The organism is Mesorhizobium sp. M0678 (genome assembly GCF_040320505.1).
Classification (GTDB): domain Bacteria; phylum Pseudomonadota; class Alphaproteobacteria; order Rhizobiales; family Rhizobiaceae; genus Mesorhizobium.
This window is the reverse complement of the sequence record NZ_JAMYPT010000006.1, coordinates 311,092-332,093: the sequence shown is the minus strand read 5'-3', so window position 1 is coordinate 332,093 and position 21,002 is coordinate 311,092. Positions and strand designations below refer to the sequence as shown.

Genomic DNA, 21,002 nt, shown 5'->3' with positions numbered 1-21,002 from the left:
AGCCTACCTGTCCAGTACCGCGCGGATGGTTTCCATGGCTGTCACCAGCCTTCGCGACACTTCCTTGTTGGCATCTTCCAGCCGTTCGGCGCGGGCCTCGGAATTGTCGAGTTCCTGCGCCAGCCGCGAGCGGTCGGCGTTCATCCGCTGCACTTCGGCCTCGGCTTCCGAATAGTCCCGCTCGTGCTCGAGCTTGGCCGCGACGGCGTTTTCCAGCCCTTCGATGGCCTTACCCAGCCTGGCAATGACTTCTTTGAGGGTCGTTTCCCCGGTCATGGCTTTCGTCCTGCGCCCTGCCCATCACCGAATCATCCACGTTCAGAACGCGTTATCCCTGAAACATTACGCGTCGTGTGAACCGCACGTCAATAAAGCTGTCGCGACTGTCCCCTGCTAACGCTAATGTAAGTCGCGCATGGCCATCACAAGACCGGCAAAAGCACACCGATTTGTTGACTAAAAGGCCGCGCCTGCTATGTGTCGCGCACCCTTTTCAAGGGCTTTCCCAAGGCCCAAACCCCCATTTTGGAGGAAGCATGACCTCGCGCGAACAACATGACCGGATGGCCAATGCGATCCGTTTTCTCGCCATGGACGCCGTCGAGAAGGCAAATTCCGGCCACCCCGGACTGCCCATGGGCTGCGCCGACATCGCCACGGTGCTGTTCACCCGCTTTCTCAAATACGATCCGAAAAACCCGCATTGGCCGGACCGCGACCGCTTTATCCTGTCGGCCGGCCACGGCTCGATGCTGCTTTACTCGCTGCTCTATCTGACCGGCTACGAAGACATCACCATCGACCAGATCAAGCAGTTCCGCCAATTGGGGTCGAGGACGGCGGGCCACCCGGAATACGGCCATGCCGCCGGCATCGAGACGACGACAGGCCCACTCGGCCAGGGCCTTGCCAATTCGGTCGGCTTCGCGCTCGGCGAGCGCATCATGAATGCCGCTTTCGGCAAAGATCTCGTCGACCACTACACCTATGTGCTGGCCGGCGACGGCTGCCTGATGGAAGGCGTATCCCAGGAAGCCATCGCGCTTGCCGGGCATCTGAAGCTGAACAAGCTGATCGTCTTCTGGGACAACAACAACATCTCGATCGATGGCCCGGTGTCGCTCGCCGATAACACCGATCAGGTCGCCCGCTTCCAGGCGTCCGGCTGGAATGCCAGCCATATCGACGGCCAGGACCCGGAAGCGATCGCCTATGCCATCGAAGCGGCCCGCCACTCCGACAAGCCGACGATGATCGCCTGCAAGACGACCATCGGCTTCGGCGCGCCGACCAAGGCCGGCACCAACAAGGCGCATGGCTCGCCGCTCGGCGCCGAGGAAATCGCTGGCGCCAGAAAATTCTTCGGCTGGGATTATCCGCCCTTCGAGGTTCCGGCCGATATCCTCGACGCATGGCGTACCGCCGGGCGGACCGGCGTCAAGGCGCGCACCGACTGGGAAAGCCGGCTTGCCAAGGCTGATGCCAAATTGCGCGCAGAGTTCGAACGCCGCATCAGTGGCACGCTGCCGGCCAACTTCGACGCCGTCATTGGCGATTACAAGAAGAAGCTCGTCGCCGACAAGCCGAAGGTCGCCACCCGTAAGTCATCGGAAATGGCGCTGGAGGTCATCAACGGCGCCGTGCCCGAAACCATCGGCGGCTCGGCCGATTTGACCGGCTCCAACAACACCAAGACTAGCCAGACCAAGAACATCACCGCCGACGATTACGGCCAGCGCTACGTTCATTACGGCGTTCGCGAGCACGGCATGGCAGCCGCGCTCAACGGGCTGACATTGCATGGCGGCATTATCGCCTACGGCGGCACTTTCATGTGCTTTTCCGATTATGCCCGTCCGGCGATGCGGCTTGCTTCGCTGATGGGCATCCGCTCGATCTTCGTCATGACCCATGATTCCATCGGCCTTGGCGAAGACGGCCCGACCCATCAGCCGGTCGAGCATCTGGCAGCACTTCGCGCCATTCCGAACCACAATGTCTTCCGCCCCGCCGACGCGGTGGAAACCGCGGAATGCTGGCAGTTGGCCATTGAGTCGGAAAAGACGCCTTCGACATTGGCGCTGACCCGGCAGAACCTGCCGACGGTACGCAACGACTTCGTTGCGGAAAACCTCTCCAGCCGCGGCGCCTATGAACTTGCCGCCGCCAGTGGCGAGGCGGCGGTGACGATCTTCGCTTCGGGCTCCGAGGTCGAGATCGCGCTGGCCGCCCGCGAGGCCTTGGAAAAGCACGGCCACGCGACCCGCGTCGTCTCGGTGCCGTGCTTCGAATTGTTCGACAAGCAGAGCGCCGACTATCGCAGCAGGACGATTGGCAATGCGCCGCTCAAGATTGCCATCGAAGCCGGCATCCGTCAGGGCTGGGATCACTTCATCGGCACCGACGGCATCTTTGTCGGCATGACCGGCTTCGGCGCCTCCGGCACCATCGAACAGCTCTACCCGCATTTCGGCATCACAGCCGAGGCAACGGTGAAGGCGGCGGAAGCCCGTCTGCATGGCAAATGAAAGTGAGCCCCGCCCGGCAAAGGCTGGCATAGCGGTTTTGCCGGGCGGTGGAGCACTAATCGATTTAAATCCACGCCTCGGCGGCTGGATTCTTTGCCCGTCCGCCGTTATGAAGCTGCGGACTTGATCTTCGGCCTCCAACTCCCAGGGAGAGAACAATGACCGTCAGAGTTGCCATCAACGGATTCGGCCGCATCGGCCGCAACATCCTGCGCGCCATCCATGAATCCGGCCGCAAGGATATCGACGTCGTCGCGGTCAACGATCTCGGCCCGGTCGAGACCAACGCCCATCTGCTGCGCTTCGACAGCGTGCATGGCCGCTTTCCGCATGAGGTGACGGTTGACGGCGACCAGATCATCGTCGGCAAGGAAAAATTCAAGGTCACCGCGATCAAGGATCCGACGCAACTGCCCTGGAAGGAGCTTGGCATCGACATCGCGCTCGAATGCACCGGCATCTTCACCGCCCGCGACAAGGCCGTCGCCCATCTGACCGCCGGTGCCAAGCGCGTTCTCGTCTCCGCTCCGGCAGAGGGCGCCGATCTCACCGTCGTCTATGGCATCAATCACGACAAGCTGACCAAGGACCACATCGTCATCTCGAACGCCTCCTGCACCACCAACTGCCTGGCGCCGCTGGCGGCCGTGCTGAATGAGGCGGTCGGCATCGAGAAGGGCATGATGACGACGATCCATTCCTACACCGGCGACCAGCCGACGCTGGACACCATGCACAAGGACCTCTACCGCGCCCGCGCCGCCGCGCTGTCGCAGATTCCGACCTCGACCGGTGCTGCCAAGGCCATCGGCCTGGTACTGCCCGAACTCAAGGGCAAGCTCGACGGCATCTCCATCCGGGTGCCGACCCCGAACGTCTCGCTCGTCGATTTCAAGTTCATCGCCAAGCGGCCGACCACCGTCCAGGAGATCAATGACGCGGTGATCGCCGCCTCGAACGGCAAGCTGAAGGGCATCCTCGCCGTTACCCGTCACCCCAATGTTTCGATCGACTTCAACCATGATCCGCATTCCTCGATCGTGGCGCTCGACCAGACCAAGGTCATGGACGGCAACTTCGTTTCGGTGCTGTCGTGGTACGACAATGAGTGGGGCTTTTCCAACCGCATGGGCGATACCGCCGTCGCCTTCGGCAAGACCATCGCCTGATCGCAGAGCCAGCTTCTCGACCTGGAGACGCCCGGCTCAGTCCGGGCGTTTTTCATTGCAGCACGAACCGCCGAGGCACGCTCCGCTGCTCGGGGGTGCCAAAACTTTCGACGATCGGCAGCGTGGGGCAAAAAGCCACGCTGCTGCCTTGCAGCGGCCATGTCTTCGCCCCACTCTCCCGTGATGCCGGAGCATATCGACTAGGGGCGACCAACGAATGGAGCATGGTATCTATCTTGTGACGCTCGTTGGCGCAGCACTTGTCGTTGCCGCCGCGTTTTCAAGCCTGATCGCCTTCCGTTTCGGCGCCCCTCTCCTGCTGCTGTTTCTCTGCATCGGCCTCGCCACCGGAACCGACGGTCTCGGCATCCATTTCGACAATGCCCGAGTTGCTTATTTTGCCGGCTCGTTGGCGCTGGCGGTCATCCTTTTCGATTCCGGCTTCGGCACGCCGCTCAACGCCTTGCGGCAGGCGGCCGGGCCGGCGCTGTCGCTGGCCACATTCGGCGTCCTTTTGACCACCGGGCTCTTCGGCGCCGCCGCCTATTATCTGCTCGACCTGACCTGGCTGGAATCCTTCCTGCTCGGTGCCGCCGTCGCCTCGACCGACGCCGCGGCGGTGTTCTTCCTGCTGCGCGCCGGCGAGATCAATTTGCGCGAGCGCGTGCGGTCCACGCTCGAGGTGGAATCCGGCACAAATGACCCGATCGCCATCTTCCTGACCATCACGCTGGTCGAGGTCATCGCCGCCAATACCCACCCCGAGGCCAAGGTGCTGGTCACCGATCTTGCCGTCGGCTTCCTTGTCAATATGGGGCTCGGCGCGGTCATCGGCATTCTCGGCGGCATGGCCATCGTGCGCCTTGTCGATCGCCTCAATCTCGATCACGGCCTGCTGCCGATCTTCGTGCTGACGCTGTCGCTTATGGTGTTCGCTGCCGCCGGTGCCGTCGGCGGCTCCGGCTTCCTGGCGGTCTATCTCGCAGGCCTGATTGCCGGCAATTCCGATATCCGGGCCGTCACCATCCTCAAGCGCTTCCAGGACGGCATGTCGTGGCTGGCGCAGATCATCATGTTCCTGATCCTCGGCCTGTTCGCGACGCCTTCGCAATTTCCGGCGATCCTGGTGCCGGCAGTGCTGCTCGGCCTGTTCCTGGTATTTGTGGCACGGCCAATCGCCGTCTGGCTCTGCCTGGTGCCGTTCCGTCTGCCACGCCCGGAAGTCGCCTTCGTCTCGTGGGTTGGCCTGCGTGGTGCCGTGTCGATCCTGCTTGCCATCACGCCGCTGCTCGGCGGTCTTGAGAACGGCCGCCTCATCTTCAACACTGCCTTCATCATCGTGCTGGTCTCGCTGATCATCCAGGGATGGACCGTCGGGCCGCTGGCGCGCCGTCTCGGCCTTATCGTGCCGGCCCGCCTGGGACCGCTCGACAAGGTCGAATTGGAACTGCCGGGCTCCGCCCATCATGAGCTTCTCGCCTACCGCGTGGCACCTGGCAGCCCGGTGGCGCGCGGCGAACGCATTCCGCGCTGGGCGCGGCCGTCGCTGGTGCTGCGCGACGGACGCTCGATGCGCTTCCAGGATATGGGCCGGCTCGCGGCCGGCGACCATGTCTACATCTTCGTGCCGGACCGCTATCCGCGCCTGCTCGACAAGCTGTTCGCCAGCCGTGCCGTGGTCGATCCCGAGGACGCGGATTTCTTCGGGGCCTTCGCCGTCGATCCGTCACGCCCCGCCGAGGAACTGGAGACCGCCTACGCGCCGGGCCTGACCGAAGCGGAACGCAAGCTCAGCATTGGCGACCTGGTCACTACGCGGCTCGGCGGCCACGCCGAATACGCCGACCGCGTGCTACTCGGTCCGATCGAGCTGATCGTCCGCGACGTCGACGACAAGGGCAGGATCACCGGCCTTGGCCTGTCCTTTGAGCCGACCGCGCCGGTGGCGCGCGTTCCGGTGTTCCTCAGCGCCGGCGAAATCCGCGACCGCATCGCCGCCTTCATCCGCAACCGGCGCAAGCCGGCCGAGGCGCAGGCGGTCGAGGCGGCGGCCGAGATGGGACCGGTTCCGCAGCCCGTAGTGGAAAAGACAACTGGCGAAGGCTGACCGCTGTCCACCCGAGCCGCGGAACCCTGCCGCGAGGCTGAAGAATGGCTCGGCAACTGGTGTGGCGGGTCCATGTGGTCCGACATCGCCGGAAATGATCCCGATCGGCCGGTTGCGAGGGCGTCCGGCCGATCAGTCGCCAATTCTCCGGCGCGCCATAGGGGCGCGCTTAATTGTTGCGGGCCGCTACGAACTGCGCCGCTTGTTTCAGAAGCGCAGCTTGCTCGCCAAAAGGTTCGAGCAATGCATGAGCCTGGTCAACGAGGCCATGGAGCTGGCCCCGCGCCCAGTCCGGTCCGTGCAGCGCGACCAGCGTCGCCTTGCCGGCCGCGGCATCCTTGCCGGTCGCCTTGCCCATCTGATGCGCGTCGGCGGTCAGGTCGAGCAGATCGTCGGCAAGCTGAAAGGCAAGCCCGATCGCCGAGCCGAACTCGGCCAGCCTTTCGCGGTCGCCCGACGGCGCGCCGGCAAGGATAGCGCCCGCTTCGCAGGCAAAGCGGATCAGCGCACCGGTTTTCATCGCCTGAAGCCGGATGATGCCGGCCTCGTCCGGCCGGCTTTGTTCGGCTTCGAGATCGAGCATCTGGCCGCCGACCATGCTTCCCGCCCCGGCGGCGCGGGCCAGTGCCAGCACCAGCGTTGCCCTGCGCTCGGCCGGCAGCATTGTCGCCTCGTCGGCAAGGATGTCGAAGGCAAGTGTCAGCAAGGCGTCGCCCGCAAGAATGGCGGTCGCCTCATCGAAAGCCCTGTGCACGGTCGGCTGGCCGCGGCGCAAATCGTCGTCGTCCATGGCCGGCAGATCGTCATGGATGAGCGAATAGCAGTGCACGCATTCGAGCGCCGCCGCGACGCGCAGCGCCGCCTCGCCGTCGGCTGAAAACAGTGCAGCACTTTCCATGACCAGGAAGGGACGCAGTCGTTTGCCGCCGTTCAGCACGCCATGTCGCATTGCCGCCATCAGGCGTTCGGGCCGCGCGACCTCGCCCGAAAGCGTCCGTCCGTCGAGCAACCGCCTCAGCAGCGCCTCGAGCGGAACTGCCCGGGCAATAAGTGCAGCTTCGAACGCCATTTGGTCGTCTTTCGTCATGGTCGGGAGCGGTAGCCGACACTCAGACGTTGCGCAAGAAGCCAAGCGCCATTATGCCGGGGGCAGGGAGTAGCGCGGACTGGGTGGCTTGGCGGAACCGATCGTCGATCACGAAACCGAAGGGTTGGACATGGCGAGACCGAGACGCGGCAGCCGCATCGGTCTTCAACGCTGGGTCCGGCGCGGCATCGCCGTCGCGGTCGTGCTGGCGCTGGTGCCGGTGGTGCTGACCTTCCTGTACCTGCCGACATTCGTGCATCCGGTGTCGACATTGATGCTGAAGGACCTGGCGACGTTTTCTGGCTACGATCGGCGCTGGGTTTCCATCGACGATGTCGCGCCGGTGCTGGCATATTCGGTCATCATGTCGGAGGACGGGCAATTCTGTTTCCATCGCGGCGTCGATCTGGGCGAGTTGCGCGGCGTCGTCGACGATGCGCTCGCCGGCGAGATGACACGTGGCGCCTCGACCATCACCATGCAGACGGTAAAGAATCTTTATCTATGGTCGCGGCCGTTGGGCTCGGTCCGTAAGGTCGTGGAACTGCCGCTGGCCGTCTATTTCGATGCGGTGCTGTCGAAACGGCGGATCATGGAGATCTACCTCAACATCGCCGAATGGGGACCGGGCATCTACGGCATCGAGGCCGCCGCCCAGCATCATTTCGGCGTCTCGGCAAAACAGCTGTCGCGGCGGCAGGCAGCGCTGCTTGCCGTCACCTTGCCGAATCCGATCGTGCGCAATCCGGCGAAGCCCGGGCCGGGACTGAGACGGCTTGCCGCGTTGATCGAACGGCGCGCCGGCCGCGCCGGCGCCTATGTCGGTTGCCTGCGATAGTGTCAAAAAAAAACACGGCGACGCTGGCCAAAACGCTGTCGGGCGTGTATAGGCACCCGACTTTCTCAGATTCCGGCCCCTGATGTGGCCCTTTCACGAGGGCCGCCGGGGCGTTTTGACCATGTAGTGGAGCATATCCATGGCCGTTCCGAAACGAAAAACCTCTCCGTCGAAGCGCGGCATGCGCCGTTCTGCCGACGCACTGAAGGCCCCGACCTATGTCGAGGACAAGAACTCCGGCGAGATGCGCCGTCCGCACCATATCGACCTGAAGACCGGCATGTATCGCGGTCGCCAGGTTCTGGAGCCGAAGGAAAGCTGATAGAGCTTTCGACGGTTTATTGGGTTGCGAAACGACCGGCCATTGGCCGGTCTTTTTGCGTTTGCGACAACTGATCTATCAGCCGGGCCTGACATTGTTGTTTCACGCCGTCTTTGTCCGTGTTTATCGGCCGCACGAAAATTCTTGACGGCGAACGCCGGGCGCACTCTACAAAGATCAGTCCAACCGGAGCCGCCACATGTTCGGTGCCATCCCGCTGCTGATCGTGCCTTTCATCCTCTACAATCTTGGGCTTCTGGGAATATTCGGCAGCGGCGACGATCCGTGGGCCACCGAAATGTTTTCGGTCCGGATGATGTCGGGTGGCGTGTTCTCGATGACCCTCGGCGACCTCATCGTGCTGATCGCACTGATCTTCTTGTTCGTCGAAGTGGTGAAGTCGACGCGCACGACAAATGCCTCGATCATGGACCATCTTTTGTCGACCTTCGTCTTTGTGGCCTATCTGGTCGAGTTCCTGCTGGTGAAGGGCGCCGCCCATTCCGTTTTCTTCACACTGATGGTCATAGCGCTGATCGACGTGCTGGCCGGCTTTTCGGTGTCGATGCGGTCGGCCACCCGCGACATCAATATGAGTTAAGGATCCCGACTCAGCCCGGGTCAGCGGTGAAGCCAGCCGCCTCGACGCCGGCGATGGCTGCCGTTTCATCATTGTCGGACGTGTCGCCGGAAATACCGATGGCGCCGATGATCGTGCCGGCGTTGTCGCGGATCAGCACGCCGCCGACGACCGGCAGGACGCGCCCGCCCGACACGTCGGAGACGCCGGCGATCAGATGCGGGCGCTCCTTGGCGAAAGCTTCCACCCGGCGCGAGCCCATGCCGATAGCGAGCGCGCCATAGGCCTTGCCGGCCGACATTTGCGGACGCAGGAAAGAGGCGCCGTCCTGACGCTGGAACGCGACCAGATGGGCGCCGGCGTCGAGCACCGAGACGCCAAGCGGCCTGAGCTTGAGCTCGGCACCCTTGGCAAAGGCGGCGGCGATGATTTCAAGGGCTTTGTCGAGCGTCAGTGCGGTCATGGCCGTCTCCTAAACGCGCCAGTTATCAACCGGCAGAACAGACTCCGAGTGAACTGTTTCGCGTGCGAAAGGAAGCATGCATTCTGGGAGCGCCGGCCTATTTCTTCTTGGCGCGAGGCTTCTTCACCGGGGCCGGAGGCGCATTGGCCAGGTCTTCCGCTTCCTTGGCGAGGCGCAGCGCCCGCAGCTTGTTGGTCTTGGCTTGGCGAGCGTCGCTCTCGGCGACATATTCCGCCATCGCCTTCTGGCGAACCGTGGCTGCCTCTTCCTGTTTCTTGAAACGCAAATCGGCCCGCGCACGGGCAGTGTCCTTAGAGTTCTCGACCAAGAGCGTTATCCAATCCGTAAATTATCTTCAGTCCCTTGATAGCAGAGCCAGCCCGCAATTGGGAAAATAAGTTGGTCATGGCGCCGGATCGCAGCCGACTCGCTCCGCCTTGCGGGCGACTACCGCATCGTATCCGGCCTGCAAAGTCGCGCGGACGGTGGGTCCAGATGGGGCGGGAGACGCACCCAGATGCTCGTGGCGCAACTCGTTCATGAACTTATCCCACATCGGCGGGCCGCCTTTTTCCAGAAGCTCGGCACGGATAGAGAGCTCTTCGCTGACCGGCAGCCAGACGCGGCCCCAGGCGCCGAGATGCGCCAGGATCGGCACCAGCGTAATCGCCATTTCGGTCAGGCTGTAGATCGCCTTTTGCTTGTGGGAGGGATCGTCCGCCTTGGTCAGCATGCCGAGCTCCATCAGCCGCTTCAGCCGGTCGGCGAGGATGTTGGAGGCGATGCCCTCCATCGAGCCGTTGAGCAGTTCGCGAAAGTGGCGTCTGCCGCCGAAGATGATGTCGCGAAGGATGATCAGGCTCCACCGGTCACCGAACACTTCGAGCGACAGGTTGATGGGGCATCCGGACCGACGATCGATGTTCATGCGAATCTCCAAAAACCGGTTGCACTATCGTATCGGTTTTAATATCGTGCAACTGATTGCAACTTGCAATCGGATTTGCAGCCCAAGGAGGAAAGTCATGAGAAACGCCGAACACCCCGAAATCGTATCCCAGACGTTCGGCGATCCGGCCCATCCGGCGGTGTTGTTGATCATGGGCGCGATGGCTTCCATGCTTTGGTGGCCCGAAGCGTTTTGCCGGAAGCTGGCCGGCGAGGGTCGCTTCGTGATCCGCTATGACAATCGCGATACCGGCCGTTCGACCAAATACGCGCCGGGCGAGCCGCCTTATACATTCGACGACATGGTGGACGATGCCGTCCGCGTCCTTGACGACCAGGGAATCCGAAAGGCGCACGTGGTCGGCATGTCGATGGGCGGTATGATCGCGCAGCTCGTTGCGTTGAAATACCCGCCGCGTGTCAATTCGCTGACGGTGATCAGCAGCTCGCCCCTGGGCATCGATACGTCGCATTTGCCCGGAACCACCGAGGCCTATAGGAAACATTCGGCCGAAGGCGCCAAGGTCGACTGGTCTGACCGTGGCCAAGCGGTCGATTTCATGGTCAAAAACGCGCGTGCGCTCGCCGGCACCGCGCATCCGTTCGATGAGGCGCGGACGAGAGCGTTCGTGGAACAGGACTACGACCGGTCCGGCGGCTTTCTCAGCGCGACCAATCACTTCATGCTCAAGGGCGGCGAAGATCGGAGCGGCGAGGACTGGACGGGGCGGCTGCACGAGATGAAGATTCCGCTCCTCGTTATCCACGGCACCGACGATCCGATCTTTCCAGCCGAGCATGGCGCCGCTCTTGCCGACGCGGTCGCCGGTGCAAGACTGGTCCGGATCGAGGGCGGCGGCCACGAGCTGCATCCCGACGATTGGGCCGCGATCATCGATGCGATCGTCGCCCACAGCCGGGCCACGTAGCAGCGGGCCGAACCTTGACACCGGATGCCCGCGAGACGAAGCACCAAAGATAGGAGCAAAATGTCCCTGACGATGCATCTTCATCCGCTGGCCTCCTTCTGCTGGAAACCGCTGATCGCGCTCTATGAGAACGGCACGCCATTCACATCGGTCGTCGTCGATCTCGGCAACGAACAGTCGCGCGCGGCGTTCCTGAAATTGTGGCCGGCCGGCAAGATGCCGGTGCTGCGCGATGAGGCGCTGGACCGGACCGTGCCGGAATCGACGATCGTCATCGAATATCTCAACGCGTATTATCCCGGACCGGTCGAGCTGATCCCCGGCGATCTCGATCTCGCCCGTCAGACCCGGCTTGCCGACCGCTTCTATGACTTCTACGTCCAGGAACCGATGCAGAAGATCGTTGGCGACCGGCTGCGGCCGGAGGGCAAGACCGATCCGTTCGGCGTCGAGCAGGCCCGCGCCCAGCTGCGCAGCTCCTACGCCATCATTGAACAGGACATGCAGTCGAGGACATGGGCGGTGGGTGCGAGCTTCACCATGGCCGACTGCGCTGCCGCCCCCGCGCTGTTCTACGCCAACAAGGTCGAGCCGTTCGGAGACGAATATCCTGCGGTCAGGCGCTATCACGACCGGTTGCTGCAACGCCCCTCGGTTGCCCGTGTGATCGAGGAAGCGCAGCCGTATTTCAAGCTCTTCCCCTACAACAATGGCTAGAGTGGTTCATCGTTTCACGGAAACGCCGAACCGCTCTATCTCTTTGTTTTTGCGCAATTCCGTACGGAAAACCGTTTCACACTTTTCCTGGAATTGCTCTAGGCCCGATGCTGCATAGTTGCTCGACGCGCTGACGATGCCCCTCAGCTTCCGGGTGAACCGAGCTGCTCCGCATCCCAGAACTGGTCAAGCCAGATGTTGAGCTTCAGGAAGCCGGCATTGCTGACCGTATAGACGCGCCTGGTGCCTTCCGGCTTGGCGTTGACCAACCCCGCATCAAGCAGCACCTTCAGGTGCTGCGAAACGGCCGGGCGGGACACCGGCAAGCCGGATGCCAATTCGTTGACGGTCTTCGGTCCGCGCCGGAGCTCTTCCAAGAGATGGCGCCGGTTGGGATCGGCAATCGCCATGAAGGCGTCGGAAAGCATCATGCCTTATTTGTGGGGCAAAGCGCCTCGAATCTCAACTGTCGGCTTCAGCTTTTCTGCGCGGGTCGAGCCGCAACGCTTCCGGCGTCACCGAGCGATCGGCGGGCTGGGTCTTGAAGGCATCGCGGCCTTCGATCGGCACCGGCGCGCGACGGCTGATGCGCAGCAGCGTATAGCCAGCCAGGCTGAGATGCGCGAGCGCAGTGGCCAGGAACAGCCCCTCAGGGCGCATCCAGCCCATCAGGCCGGCGGCCACCAGCGGACCGATCATCGTGCCGAAGCCATAAAGCAGCAGCAGGCCGCCCGACACTTTGACGAAGTCCTCCGATCGCGCATGGTCATTGGCATGCGCCACCGCGATCGAATAGAGCGTGTAGGCGAAGGCGCCGTAGGCGGCGGTGCAGACGATGACGAAGACGCCGGAGCGCGGTTCGAACAGGAAGATGGCGATGGCAAACAGCGCAGCACCGAAGGCCGCGCCCGCCAGCACGAAACGACGGTCCGTCGTGTCGGAGAGCCGCCCGGCCGGAAGCTGCATGGCGGCACCAGCGATGACCACGAGGCTCATCATCAGCGCGATCTCGGCTGTCGAGATGCCGATGCGCGCTCCATAGACGGCACCAAGTGTACCCCAGGCGCCGTTGGCGATGCCGATCAGCACGCAAGCGATCGCCGACACCGGCGAATTGACGTAGAGCCCCTTGACGTCAAGCGACACGTCCTGCAGCGGCTTGGGGTGAGACGCCGTCGAGACCGCCGTCGGGATCAGCGACAGGCAGAACAGAATGCCGGTGATCATGAACAGCGACGCCGATCTCACATCGCCGCCGGCAACGATCATCTGACCGCCCATGATCGAGGCATAGGTGACCATCATGTAGAGGCCGAAGACGGTGCCGCGGTTTTCGTTGGTGGCCTTCTCGTTGAGCCAGCTTTCGATGACCATGAAGGCGCCGGCCATGGTGAAGCCGGTGAAGGCGCGCAGCAGGATCCAGGTATATTCGTCGATGATCAGGCCGGTGAGCAGTGCGACGATCGCTCCCGATGCGGCAAAGGCGCCGAAAGCCCTGACATGACCGGCGCGGCGCACGATGCGTGGCGCAAAGAAGCAGCCGGTGACGAAGCCGCCGGCCCAAGCCGTGCCCATCAGGCCGAGCGATGCCGTCGAGAAGCCCTCCACCTGGCCGCGCAGCGGCAACAGCAGACCGTGCAGTCCGGATGCCGCCAACAGGAACGCGGTGCCGCGCAGCAGCGAGAGGATCGGTCTGTAGCTTGCGAACATTTTTCAATCCGGCTGGGGTTTAGGGCACAAGTCTGCAGACAGCGGCATTCGGGCTTTTCGGCGGCGTGCCCGAGCTTTTGGCATTACCCGCAGTAACTACCCGCGGCGAAACAGCGCCTCTGCCGCCGACTTGGTCGAGCCCTTGGTCTTGAGCTCGGCTTCCAGCCGGGCGATCTCGTCGCGCAGGATGCCGATCCGTTCGGACAATTCGTCGACGGAAAGCAGCGACAGATCCTGCCCGATCTCGTGCGGGCGCGCTTTCTTCTTGGGTTCGTCGTCGAAGATCGCCATCGTCGCTCCTCCGTGATTGCCCATTTGCCTGATTTGCCAATGAGCATACATAGGGCAAGGGTATGGATGCAAATGGCGGGCAAGAGCTGGCACGAGAAACCGGCGGAGCACGACGGGAAAATTCATGGCGAACGCACAGAAAATTCCGGCGAAGATGATGGCGATCGCCATATCGGAACCGGGCGGGCCGCGGGTGCTGAAACCGGAAACCCGCGACGTACCGGTTCCCGGTCCCGGCGAGATCCTGATCCGGGTGCGGGCCGCCGGCGTCAACCGGCCGGACGTGCAACAGCGCAAGGGCGCCTATCCGCCACCGCCGGGAGCGTCGGATCTGCCGGGCCTGGAAGCAGCAGGCGAAGTCGCTGCCCTTGGTGACGAGATATCGCGCTGGCGCGTCGGCGACCGGGTCTGTGCGCTGACGGCGGGCGGCGGCTATGCCGAATATGTCAGAGTGCACGCCGGCAGCGTGCTGCCGCTGCCCGCCGGCTTTACCTACACCGAAGCGGCGGCGCTGCCGGAAAACTACTTCACTGTTTGGCACAATGTCTTCGAGCGCGGCGGCCTGAAGAGCGGCGAGACCCTGCTCGTGCATGGCGGCTCGTCGGGTATCGGCACCACGGCGATCCAGCTTGCTGCCGCTTTCGGCGCCTATGTCGTCACCACCGCCGGCAACAAGGAGAAATGCGACGCCTGCCTCAAGCTCGGCGCCGACCGGGCGATCAACTACCGCGAGGAGGACTTCGTCGCCGCAGTCAAGGAGGCAACCGGCGGCAAGGGTGCCAATGTCATCCTCGACATGGTCGGCGGCGACTATGTGGCGCGAAACTATGAGGCTGCAGCCATGGAAGGCCGCATCGTCCAGATCGCGACGCAGGGCGGGACGGTGGCGAGCGCCGATTTCTTCAAGATCATGGCCAAGCGGCTCGTGCACACAGGATCGCTGCTCAGGCCACGCACCGTGGAGTTCAAGGCGGCAGTTGCGGCTGCGCTGGAGGCGCAGGTTTGGCCGCTGCTCGGCACGCGCAAGGTTGCGCCGGTGATGGATACGATCTTCCCGCTCAAGGAAGCGTGGCGGGCGCATGAGCGGATGGAGGAGGGTGAGCACATCGGCAAGATTGTGCTCGATGTCGCCTGACGGCCCGCAAACAGGCTGAACGAAAGCTTAATGGTGCAATGCAACAAACGCATTGCGGCCATGCAAAAGCGTCTGTTCAATTTTTCATCGCCGATGCCTATTTACGCGGCATCAAAACGATGGAGGACTATCATGAACCCGATCCGCGCTTTCCGTAACTGGCGCATGTACAACGAAACCGTGCGCGAACTGAACCGGCTGAATGCTCGTCAGCTCAACGACCTCGGCATCAACCGCGGCGACATCGAGAGAATCGCCCGCAAAGGGCTTTGATCTCGAGCACGATCCCGCTCGAAGACCGGGCGCTGCTTTTCGGCAACGCCGAGCCGCGGTTCGGGATCAAGCTTTAGAAGCCAGAGCCGCAGCAGACGGATTTCCGTCGCCGGTTCCGAGCCCGCCCGACCTTGGTCTGGCGGGCTTTGTCTTTTTGAAGCTTTCGACTGTATGGCGTCATCTGCCGACCTTCGCGGTCTGCTGGTCGCGCTGCCGTGCCGTCCTTGACGCGCGCCTGCCAAAAACATTGCGAAACGGCGAGCGAGCGGTTATATAGACCGCGATTTTCCCATTTTGGTGGCTCTAAACCACCGCCCGCGCGGGAACGCGGGCGAACGAGAAGGATTTTTGTAATGGCCAATACGCTGCTGATGCCAAAGGCGACCGCCGTCTGGCTGGTTGACAACACAGCGCTTTCCTTCGAGCAGATCGCGCAGTTCTGCGGACTGCATCCGCTTGAGGTCAAGGCGATCGCCGACGGCGAGTCGGCGCAAGGCATCAAGGGCATGGACCCGATCATGACCGGCCAGCTCACTCGCGACGAGATCGCGCGCGCCGAGAAGGACCCGAACCACCGGCTGAAGCTCTCCGATCCCAAGGTGCGGGTGCCGGAATCCAAACGCAAGGGTCCGCGCTACACGCCGCTGTCGAAGCGCCAGGACCGGCCCAACGCCATCCTCTGGCTGGTGCGCAACCATCCCGAGCTCAAGGATGCGCAGATTGCCCGCCTTGTCGGCACAACGAAGTCGACGATCGACCAGATCCGCGACAGAAAGCACTGGAACTCCGCCAATCTCCAGCCGATGGATCCGGTGACGCTCGGCCTGACGTCGCAGATCGACCTCGATATGGAAATCAACCGCGCCTCGCGCGGCCGCGAGCAGGCGCAGCCGGTCGGCGATACGCTGCTGCCGGCCGCCTTGACCGAACGGCTGGTGCCGGCGCCCGAAAAGCCGAAGGACGAGGACCGCGAACTTGACGCCAACGCCGTCTTCGCCAAGCTTTCGGCGCTGAAGTCGAAGGACAAGGACGCCGACGAAGAGGAATAGGTCTGGCATCCAAAACAAAAAGCCCGCTTTCAAGCGGGCTTTTTTGTGATCTTCCGTGTCAGCTTCGCGCCGCCCGGTCCGGCGCCATGCCGTAATCCTCGCTGCGCTCCACCGCGCGATAGAAATCGGCGAGCTGCTTGCCGCGCTCCGGCTTGAAGGTGCGGCCGGCGATGACCACCGAGGCGATGCGGTCGATGCGGAAGGCGCGGAAATCGCCGCGCATCTCACACCAGGCGACCAAGGTCCACACCTTGCCCCAGAACCACAGGCCGAGCGGGCGGATGTCGCGCGCGGTGCTGCGGCCGGCCTCATCCGAATAGTCGATGGTCAGCACCTGACGTTTCTCGATGGACCGCTCGATCAGGTCGATGGCTTCGCGGGCGGCATCGCTTACCACCCACATCGGCGTGTGGATCTCGGTACGGGCGATGCGGTCCTTTTCGGCGTCGGGCAACACGGCGCCTATCTTGACCAGCGCCTCGTCGGCGGCTCGCGCCATGGCCGCGCCACCAAAGGCGCGCACCATGCGGGCGCCGGCGACCAGCGCGACGATCTCGTCACGCGTGAACATCAGCGGCGGAAGGTCGAAACCCTCCCTCATCATGTAGCCGACACCGGCCTCGCCGTCGATCGGCACGCCGGTCGACTGCAGGTCTGCGATGTCGCGATAGATCGTCCGCTCGGAAACCTCGAGCCACGTGCCCAGCTTCTGGGCGGTGACCAGACGACCACCACGCAGATGCTGCACGATCTGGAAGAGCCTGTCGGCGCGGCGCATCGTATGGTCCCTCGGCGTCTATCGTTCCAGCCCTTCGCGCTTGCGCTGCGCGGCGACGAAGGCCGCGCCGAAGGACAGTTTCCTCGTTGTCGGCGTGCTTGCGTCGACCACCCGCCAGAACGGCGCAACGTCGCCCAGTGCCATACCACGCTCAAGATCCTCGTTGGCGGCCTCGGCGACGGTGCGCAGATGATAGCCGATGGTGACCGGACATGTCATCTCGGCACCGTGCTCGATGGCGAGAGCGGTGCGCAAAGCGCGGATATTCATGTCCATGCCTTCGGGGATGGAGCGGATGAATGCATGGACCTGGCGAGCTGTAGGAACCAGCATCGGCTGGCCTTCGACGACGTCGCCGATGGTGCGTGGCGACGGTCTTATGCCGTTGATGCCACGCGTGTTCAGCCTGTCGTTCCAGCTTTTCATCGATCGTCCTCTCGGCCATCCGGCTCCGGCGGCCATCGCACTATGGCACGAGCCTCCTGACACCATACTGTCAGGAGGCTTCAGCATGCCCATCTCAGCTCGTCGCCAGGTCGCATCCAAACGCCACGCAGAAAGCTTGCCTCAATTGCCGCCATTGCGGCGGTCGCCATACATGTCCGGCCAACCAATATCCTTGCGGATGTCCGCCGGCAGGGTGTTCATGAACCGCTGGGTGCGGATTTCATTGCGCATCGTCCGGATCTTGCCGACATAGTGCTGCACGCTACGCAGAATGGTAATACCGTTCATCGCTGGTCTCCTCTCTTTCGATGCAGGCACTATCGCACACCCCTGCTGACAGCAGTCTGTCAGGAGGGTGCGGCTCTCATGACCGGCGTTCCGATTTATCCATCGAAGTGACAAGGCAGTGCTGAAAAGAGGCTTGCCGCAGTGGAAGCCGGCGATCCCGGAGCCGCTTTGACAGCCAGCCGCGATGCTGATCAAAGGCTGCATGTCGAAACTTCTCGCGCTCGTCATCATCCTCATGATGGTCATCCAGCTCATCAAGCCGCTCGGCTGGCCCGGGCTGAAGCGGCGCAGCGATTTCTGGAAGCTGGCGCTTCTGGCGATGGCGGCGATTTCGATTACGGCGGTGCTCGGGCACTGGACGTAATGCATGTCGCGCAAAAGTGTGCAGCGGTTTTGCGACAACGACATGCATAAAAACAAGAACCTGAAGCGCGTCGGATGAGGCCAATCGAACGCGACGCGCTTTAGTGCCGGCGGCCCGCTACGCGACGCCCGGTTCGTTGGCGAGCACCAGGCTGACCAGATGTTCCGCCCAGGCTCGGTAGCCGGCTTCCGAAGCGTGAAATCCATCCGATGCGAAGCCGGCATCGGCATCCGTGATCGGCAGCCGGGGCGCCGGTATGGCGCCGCGTTCGAGGCAAAGGCGCTCGCCCATCCGGTTCATTTCGACGGCGCGGATTTCGAGGATCTTGCCGAGCAGCGGCGGCATTGCCGGAGCCCGGGTGAACTCCAGCACCGGCGACCACACGACGCGCGCTTCCGGCCATTTGGCGCGCAGCGCGTAGAGCAGGCCGCCAAACTCGCGCTTGAAGCGCGGTACCGAATGAAAATTCTTGGTGTCGTTGGTACCGATGGCCAGCACGATATGCGTCCACGGATCGGCCGATAGATTGGGCAGCACATGATCGCGGATCTGGCCAGAGGTTGCCGAGTTGAAGCCGGCCGCCCGCCAGCGCACGGTGCGGCCGGTGCGTTGCGCAATCAGAACTGCCAGTTGCGCGGCCAATCCGTTTTCGGAATTGCCGATCCCTACCGAGGCGGCGGAGGAATCGCCAAGCACCAGAACCGAGATTGCTGGCGCCAGGCCAGATATCTCGTGCATGACCGGACCTTGTGCCGGCAGCATGCGGGCGGTGCGGCGACGCACGCCAAGTCCTTGCCAGACATAGACCGGAAAGGCGAGCCAGGTGAGAAGGGTCGGAAAGCGCCGCATGGCAAGTCCCTTTTAGGGCATAGCGAACAGCACTTAGCGCATGTCGGGCCGAAGGCGAAAGACCTTGGGTGACCGCCCGTCGTCAATGGCAGCAGCTGTCCTGCATCTCGGGCGTATCCGCATATTCGTCGTGCAGCCGCACCCAGTCCACCAGGCTATGGTGGGGACCGGTTTCGTTGCGACCCTTCGGCGTCAGGTCGAGATAGTGATATGTGCCGATCAGCGGATCGCCGCCTCTGGAGCGCGAGATAAAAGTCAGGAAGATGTCGCCTTTCTCGTCGCGATAGAACACGCTGGTGCCGGGAAGATCCTTCGATTGCCGCGCACGCCGCTCGAAATTGTAGGTCGTGTCGCCGGCCGCGATCTGCTTGTCGGTGAATGACACCTGCATGTCGAAGTTGAAGTCCGAAGCGTACGACGACACCCAGTCGAATTTCCAGCCCATGCGCTGCTTGTAGGGCAGAAGCTCGGCCAGCGGCGCCCGCGCAACCACCACGAGCGAGACGTCGTGGTGCCTGAGATGCTGGTTGGCACCGTCAATGTGGTCGGCAAGAAACGAGCAGCCCTCGCAACGATAGTCGGCACCGGGGCCGAACATGAAATGGTAGACGATCAGCTGGCTGTTGCCGCCAAACAGGTCGGGCAGTTTCTTTGGCCCTTGCTCGGTCTCGAAGACGTAGTCCTTGCGGATCTTCAGCCACGGCAGTTCGCGGCGTTCGGCGGCGACACGATCGCGAAAGCGCGTCAATTCCTTTTCGCGCGCCAGATGCGCCTTGTGCGCCTGAAACCACTCTTCCTGCGATACGGTCTTGTTGTTTGGCATAGGTCTGCTCCTCTTTTCACGGAGGACGATCGGCAGCGAGGAATGCCGACACCGAGCTGCATTTTTAGTTGCAGGAAATTGCAGACCTTGCTGCTTTCAAACAAACCCGGGCAAAGGCCCGGGTCGGAGGGAACGCAACCTGAATTCCGTCAGGCGGCTTGCTCAAGCGTCGGCTGCCATTGTCCAAGCGCTGCCAGATGGTTCATGTGGGCGCGATGGGCGAAGGCGGCCTGGGCGGCGGCGACGTTCGCCGCCTTGCCGCCCCACGCCTTCTGCGGAGCGGCCTGCAAGGCGCGGCCGTAGGAAAAGGTCAGCTTCCACGGATGCGGGCCAATGGCATTGATGGCGTTGAGGTTGGAGGTCGCCTCCTCGTCAGATTGTCCGCCCGAAAGGAAGGCGATGCCTCCGATCGCGGCCGGCACCGTCTCGCGGAACAGTTTTATGGTCTTTTCGGCGACTTCCTCGGGGCTGCTGACCTTGCCCGACTTCTTGCCGGCGAGGACCATGTTCGGTTTCAGGATGGTGCCTTCGAGGACGACGCGCGCCGCATAGAGTTCCGTGTAAAGCTTTGTCAGCGTCGCCTTGCTGATCTCGTAGCAGGTGTCGATGTCGTGGGCGCCGTCCATCAGCACTTCCGGCTCGACGATCGGCACGATGCCGGCCTCCTGGCAAAGCGCTGCATAGCGGGCGAGCGCATGGGCGTTCGAGCCGATCGAGGTGGCGGAGGGCACGCCCTTGGCAACATCGATGTCGATCACCGCGCGCCATTTGGCGAAGCGGGCGCCGAGCTTGTAGTATTCGGCAAGGCGTTCGCGCAAGCCGTCGAGGCCCTCGGTGACGGTGTCGCCGGGGAAGCCGGCCAGCGGCTTGGCGCCGGCGTCGACCTTGATACCGGGGATGGCGCCTGATGCCTTGATGATGTCGACCAGCGGCGTGCCGTCGGCGGCCTTCTGATGGATGGTCTCGTCATAGAGGATGACGCCGGAAATGTATTTGGTCATCGCATCGCTGGCGCGGAACATCATCTCGCGATAGTCGCGGCGGCTGTCGGCGGTCGATTCGACGCCGATGACGTCGAAGCGCTTCTTGATGGTGCCGGAGCTTTCGTCGGCGGCCAGCAGGCCCTTGCCATCGGCCACCATCGCGGCGGCAATGTCCTCGAGACGTTCGCTCATTTTTGCTTCTCCTGAAAGAATTGATCCGCGCCCAGCAGACCACCAGAGCAACGCAGGTTCAAGTCGAACCATTTTGTCAAACAAGCGCGAATCGATTGAAAGTCGCGGGCGCACTCCTTCGCGCTGCTCTTG

26 protein-coding genes are annotated in these 21,002 nt (G+C 63.0%); 12 read left to right on the top strand and 14 right to left on the bottom strand.

Annotated features, from left to right (window positions below; translation table 11 throughout):
* Positions 1-3: 3 nt before the first annotated feature.
* Positions 4-276, bottom strand: coding sequence for a DUF4164 domain-containing protein (locus NKI29_RS14540; protein ID WP_006200774.1), 273 nt, complete (start codon positions 274-276; stop codon positions 4-6).
* A gap of 260 nt (positions 277-536) precedes the next feature.
* Between NKI29_RS14540 and tkt the strand changes: the two genes are divergently transcribed.
* The 3 genes from tkt (at position 537) to NKI29_RS14525 (ending at position 5,804) form a co-directional block, all read left to right on the top strand.
* Complete coding sequence (gene tkt / locus NKI29_RS14535) at positions 537-2,528, top strand: transketolase (protein WP_352571981.1); 1,992 nt, start codon at positions 537-539, stop codon at positions 2,526-2,528.
* Between the two features lie 158 nt (positions 2,529-2,686).
* Complete coding sequence (gap, locus tag NKI29_RS14530; RefSeq protein WP_023678507.1) at positions 2,687-3,697, top strand: type I glyceraldehyde-3-phosphate dehydrogenase; 1,011 nt, start codon at positions 2,687-2,689, stop codon at positions 3,695-3,697.
* 217 nt (positions 3,698-3,914) lie between these two features.
* Positions 3,915-5,804: a potassium/proton antiporter gene (locus tag NKI29_RS14525; RefSeq protein ID WP_352571982.1), complete on the top strand. Its 1,890-nt coding sequence runs from the start codon at positions 3,915-3,917 to the stop codon at positions 5,802-5,804.
* Between the two features lie 169 nt (positions 5,805-5,973).
* Here the strand turns inward: NKI29_RS14525 and NKI29_RS14520 are convergent, their stop codons facing one another.
* Entirely contained in the window at positions 5,974-6,891 is a 918-nt protein-coding gene (locus NKI29_RS14520) for a polyprenyl synthetase family protein (RefSeq protein ID WP_352457948.1), read from the bottom strand.
* 79 nt (positions 6,892-6,970) lie between these two features.
* Here NKI29_RS14520 and NKI29_RS14515 point away from each other — a divergent pair, with 79 nt between their 5' ends.
* The 3 genes from NKI29_RS14515 to NKI29_RS14505 all read left to right on the top strand — a co-directional run bounded on the left by NKI29_RS14515 (position 6,971) and on the right by NKI29_RS14505 (position 8,652).
* Positions 6,971-7,729 carry a biosynthetic peptidoglycan transglycosylase gene (locus NKI29_RS14515; RefSeq protein ID WP_031212144.1) on the top strand — a complete coding sequence of 253 codons (759 nt, stop codon included), beginning with the start codon at positions 6,971-6,973 and terminating at the stop codon, positions 7,727-7,729.
* Between the two features lie 139 nt (positions 7,730-7,868).
* Positions 7,869-8,051, top strand: a complete 183-nt coding sequence (gene rpmF / locus NKI29_RS14510; RefSeq protein WP_006203806.1) for a 50S ribosomal protein L32 — start codon at positions 7,869-7,871, stop codon at positions 8,049-8,051.
* Between the two features lie 199 nt (positions 8,052-8,250).
* Positions 8,251-8,652 (top strand): hypothetical protein, encoded by a 402-nt coding sequence (locus NKI29_RS14505; protein ID WP_023678503.1) that lies wholly within the window; start codon positions 8,251-8,253, stop codon positions 8,650-8,652.
* Positions 8,653-8,662: 10 nt separating this feature from the next.
* Here NKI29_RS14505 and NKI29_RS14500 read toward each other — a convergent pair whose 3' ends face one another.
* The 3 genes from NKI29_RS14500 to NKI29_RS14490 all read right to left on the bottom strand — a co-directional run bounded on the left by NKI29_RS14500 (position 8,663) and on the right by NKI29_RS14490 (position 10,022).
* Positions 8,663-9,094, bottom strand: a complete 432-nt coding sequence (locus NKI29_RS14500; protein ID WP_023678502.1) for a GlcG/HbpS family heme-binding protein — start codon at positions 9,092-9,094, stop codon at positions 8,663-8,665.
* 97 nt (positions 9,095-9,191) lie between these two features.
* A complete protein-coding gene (locus tag NKI29_RS14495; RefSeq protein ID WP_023678501.1) occupies positions 9,192-9,422 on the bottom strand; it encodes a hypothetical protein in 231 nt (76 codons plus the stop codon).
* A 75-nt stretch (positions 9,423-9,497) separates the two neighbouring features.
* Positions 9,498-10,022, bottom strand: coding sequence for a winged helix-turn-helix transcriptional regulator (locus NKI29_RS14490; RefSeq protein WP_352451127.1), 525 nt, complete (start codon positions 10,020-10,022; stop codon positions 9,498-9,500).
* A 97-nt stretch (positions 10,023-10,119) separates the two neighbouring features.
* Between NKI29_RS14490 and NKI29_RS14485 the strand changes: the two genes are divergently transcribed.
* The gene (locus tag NKI29_RS14485; RefSeq protein WP_352571983.1) at positions 10,120-10,971 is read left to right on the top strand and encodes an alpha/beta fold hydrolase; all 852 of its coding nucleotides are present in this window, start codon (positions 10,120-10,122) and stop codon (positions 10,969-10,971) included.
* A gap of 60 nt (positions 10,972-11,031) precedes the next feature.
* Entirely contained in the window at positions 11,032-11,688 is a 657-nt protein-coding gene (locus NKI29_RS14480; protein ID WP_352457946.1) for a glutathione S-transferase family protein, read from the top strand.
* A gap of 143 nt (positions 11,689-11,831) precedes the next feature.
* On the opposite strand, the gene NKI29_RS14475 is transcribed toward NKI29_RS14480, so the two are convergent.
* From NKI29_RS14475 to NKI29_RS14465, 3 genes are all read right to left on the bottom strand, one after another.
* Positions 11,832-12,119, bottom strand: a complete 288-nt coding sequence (locus NKI29_RS14475; protein WP_023678497.1) for an ArsR/SmtB family transcription factor — start codon at positions 12,117-12,119, stop codon at positions 11,832-11,834.
* Positions 12,120-12,150: 31 nt separating this feature from the next.
* Positions 12,151-13,398, bottom strand: a complete 1,248-nt coding sequence (locus NKI29_RS14470; RefSeq protein ID WP_023678496.1) for an MFS transporter — start codon at positions 13,396-13,398, stop codon at positions 12,151-12,153.
* 96 nt (positions 13,399-13,494) lie between these two features.
* Positions 13,495-13,689, bottom strand: a complete 195-nt coding sequence (locus NKI29_RS14465) for a DUF1192 domain-containing protein (RefSeq protein ID WP_023678495.1) — start codon at positions 13,687-13,689, stop codon at positions 13,495-13,497.
* 124 nt (positions 13,690-13,813) lie between these two features.
* Between NKI29_RS14465 and NKI29_RS14460 the strand changes: the two genes are divergently transcribed.
* The 3 genes from NKI29_RS14460 to NKI29_RS14450 all read left to right on the top strand — a co-directional run bounded on the left by NKI29_RS14460 (position 13,814) and on the right by NKI29_RS14450 (position 16,146).
* A complete protein-coding gene (locus NKI29_RS14460) occupies positions 13,814-14,824 on the top strand; it encodes an NAD(P)H-quinone oxidoreductase (RefSeq protein ID WP_036238914.1) in 1,011 nt (336 codons plus the stop codon).
* Positions 14,825-14,956: 132 nt separating this feature from the next.
* Positions 14,957-15,097 (top strand): DUF1127 domain-containing protein, encoded by a 141-nt coding sequence (locus NKI29_RS14455; RefSeq protein ID WP_023678493.1) that lies wholly within the window; start codon positions 14,957-14,959, stop codon positions 15,095-15,097.
* Positions 15,098-15,450: 353 nt separating this feature from the next.
* Complete coding sequence (locus NKI29_RS14450; RefSeq protein WP_292655650.1) at positions 15,451-16,146, top strand: DUF1013 domain-containing protein; 696 nt, start codon at positions 15,451-15,453, stop codon at positions 16,144-16,146.
* A gap of 58 nt (positions 16,147-16,204) precedes the next feature.
* Here the strand turns inward: NKI29_RS14450 and NKI29_RS14445 are convergent, their stop codons facing one another.
* From NKI29_RS14445 to NKI29_RS14435, 3 genes are all read right to left on the bottom strand, one after another.
* On the bottom strand, positions 16,205-16,924 hold the full coding sequence (locus tag NKI29_RS14445; RefSeq protein WP_023678491.1) for a helix-turn-helix transcriptional regulator: 720 nt from the start codon (positions 16,922-16,924) through the stop codon (positions 16,205-16,207).
* An 18-nt stretch (positions 16,925-16,942) separates the two neighbouring features.
* The gene (locus NKI29_RS14440) at positions 16,943-17,350 is read right to left on the bottom strand and encodes a hypothetical protein (RefSeq protein ID WP_352571986.1); all 408 of its coding nucleotides are present in this window, start codon (positions 17,348-17,350) and stop codon (positions 16,943-16,945) included.
* A gap of 141 nt (positions 17,351-17,491) precedes the next feature.
* On the bottom strand, positions 17,492-17,659 hold the full coding sequence (locus NKI29_RS14435; protein ID WP_352489312.1) for a hypothetical protein: 168 nt from the start codon (positions 17,657-17,659) through the stop codon (positions 17,492-17,494).
* A gap of 202 nt (positions 17,660-17,861) precedes the next feature.
* Between NKI29_RS14435 and NKI29_RS14430 the strand changes: the two genes are divergently transcribed.
* Positions 17,862-18,023 carry a hypothetical protein gene (locus tag NKI29_RS14430; RefSeq protein ID WP_352454847.1) on the top strand — a complete coding sequence of 54 codons (162 nt, stop codon included), beginning with the start codon at positions 17,862-17,864 and terminating at the stop codon, positions 18,021-18,023.
* 117 nt (positions 18,024-18,140) lie between these two features.
* On the opposite strand, the gene NKI29_RS14425 is transcribed toward NKI29_RS14430, so the two are convergent.
* From NKI29_RS14425 to NKI29_RS14415, 3 genes are all read right to left on the bottom strand, one after another.
* Positions 18,141-18,872, bottom strand: a complete 732-nt coding sequence (locus NKI29_RS14425) for an SGNH/GDSL hydrolase family protein (RefSeq protein ID WP_023678487.1) — start codon at positions 18,870-18,872, stop codon at positions 18,141-18,143.
* A gap of 82 nt (positions 18,873-18,954) precedes the next feature.
* Positions 18,955-19,695 carry a DUF899 domain-containing protein gene (locus tag NKI29_RS14420; RefSeq protein ID WP_352571987.1) on the bottom strand — a complete coding sequence of 247 codons (741 nt, stop codon included), beginning with the start codon at positions 19,693-19,695 and terminating at the stop codon, positions 18,955-18,957.
* Between the two features lie 149 nt (positions 19,696-19,844).
* Positions 19,845-20,870: a class I fructose-bisphosphate aldolase gene (locus NKI29_RS14415; RefSeq protein WP_352571988.1), complete on the bottom strand. Its 1,026-nt coding sequence runs from the start codon at positions 20,868-20,870 to the stop codon at positions 19,845-19,847.
* Positions 20,871-21,002 lie beyond the last annotated feature (132 nt).

Bases quoted from the DNA above. Each gene is read 5' to 3' on its own strand.
- NKI29_RS14490 (WP_352451127.1), bottom strand. From the start codon at position 10,022: ATGAACATCGATCGTCGGTCCGGATGCCCCATCAACCTGTCGCTCGAA.
- NKI29_RS14475 (WP_023678497.1), bottom strand. From the start codon at position 12,119: ATGATGCTTTCCGACGCCTTCATGGCGATTGCCGATCCCAACCGGCGC.
- NKI29_RS14465 (WP_023678495.1), bottom strand. From the start codon at position 13,689: ATGGCGATCTTCGACGACGAACCCAAGAAGAAAGCGCGCCCGCACGAG.
- NKI29_RS14460 (WP_036238914.1), top strand. From the start codon at position 13,814: ATGGCGAACGCACAGAAAATTCCGGCGAAGATGATGGCGATCGCCATA.
- NKI29_RS14445 (WP_023678491.1), bottom strand. From the start codon at position 16,924: ATGCGCCGCGCCGACAGGCTCTTCCAGATCGTGCAGCATCTGCGTGGT.
- NKI29_RS14480 (WP_352457946.1), top strand. From the start codon at position 11,032: ATGTCCCTGACGATGCATCTTCATCCGCTGGCCTCCTTCTGCTGGAAA.
- NKI29_RS14485 (WP_352571983.1), top strand. From the start codon at position 10,120: ATGAGAAACGCCGAACACCCCGAAATCGTATCCCAGACGTTCGGCGAT.
- NKI29_RS14455 (WP_023678493.1), top strand. From the start codon at position 14,957: ATGAACCCGATCCGCGCTTTCCGTAACTGGCGCATGTACAACGAAACC.
- NKI29_RS14525 (WP_352571982.1), top strand. From the start codon at position 3,915: ATGGAGCATGGTATCTATCTTGTGACGCTCGTTGGCGCAGCACTTGTC.
- NKI29_RS14435 (WP_352489312.1), bottom strand. From the start codon at position 17,659: ATGAACGGTATTACCATTCTGCGTAGCGTGCAGCACTATGTCGGCAAG.
- NKI29_RS14430 (WP_352454847.1), top strand. From the start codon at position 17,862: ATGTCGAAACTTCTCGCGCTCGTCATCATCCTCATGATGGTCATCCAG.
- gap (WP_023678507.1), top strand. From the start codon at position 2,687: ATGACCGTCAGAGTTGCCATCAACGGATTCGGCCGCATCGGCCGCAAC.
- NKI29_RS14540 (WP_006200774.1), bottom strand. From the start codon at position 276: ATGACCGGGGAAACGACCCTCAAAGAAGTCATTGCCAGGCTGGGTAAG.
- tkt (WP_352571981.1), top strand. From the start codon at position 537: ATGACCTCGCGCGAACAACATGACCGGATGGCCAATGCGATCCGTTTT.
- rpmF (WP_006203806.1), top strand. From the start codon at position 7,869: ATGGCCGTTCCGAAACGAAAAACCTCTCCGTCGAAGCGCGGCATGCGC.
- NKI29_RS14470 (WP_023678496.1), bottom strand. From the start codon at position 13,398: ATGTTCGCAAGCTACAGACCGATCCTCTCGCTGCTGCGCGGCACCGCG.
- NKI29_RS14520 (WP_352457948.1), bottom strand. From the start codon at position 6,891: ATGACGAAAGACGACCAAATGGCGTTCGAAGCTGCACTTATTGCCCGG.
- NKI29_RS14500 (WP_023678502.1), bottom strand. From the start codon at position 9,094: ATGACCGCACTGACGCTCGACAAAGCCCTTGAAATCATCGCCGCCGCC.
- NKI29_RS14415 (WP_352571988.1), bottom strand. From the start codon at position 20,870: ATGAGCGAACGTCTCGAGGACATTGCCGCCGCGATGGTGGCCGATGGC.
- NKI29_RS14440 (WP_352571986.1), bottom strand. From the start codon at position 17,350: ATGAAAAGCTGGAACGACAGGCTGAACACGCGTGGCATCAACGGCATA.
- NKI29_RS14505 (WP_023678503.1), top strand. From the start codon at position 8,251: ATGTTCGGTGCCATCCCGCTGCTGATCGTGCCTTTCATCCTCTACAAT.
- NKI29_RS14420 (WP_352571987.1), bottom strand. From the start codon at position 19,695: ATGCCAAACAACAAGACCGTATCGCAGGAAGAGTGGTTTCAGGCGCAC.
- NKI29_RS14425 (WP_023678487.1), bottom strand. From the start codon at position 18,872: ATGCGGCGCTTTCCGACCCTTCTCACCTGGCTCGCCTTTCCGGTCTAT.
- NKI29_RS14450 (WP_292655650.1), top strand. From the start codon at position 15,451: ATGGCCAATACGCTGCTGATGCCAAAGGCGACCGCCGTCTGGCTGGTT.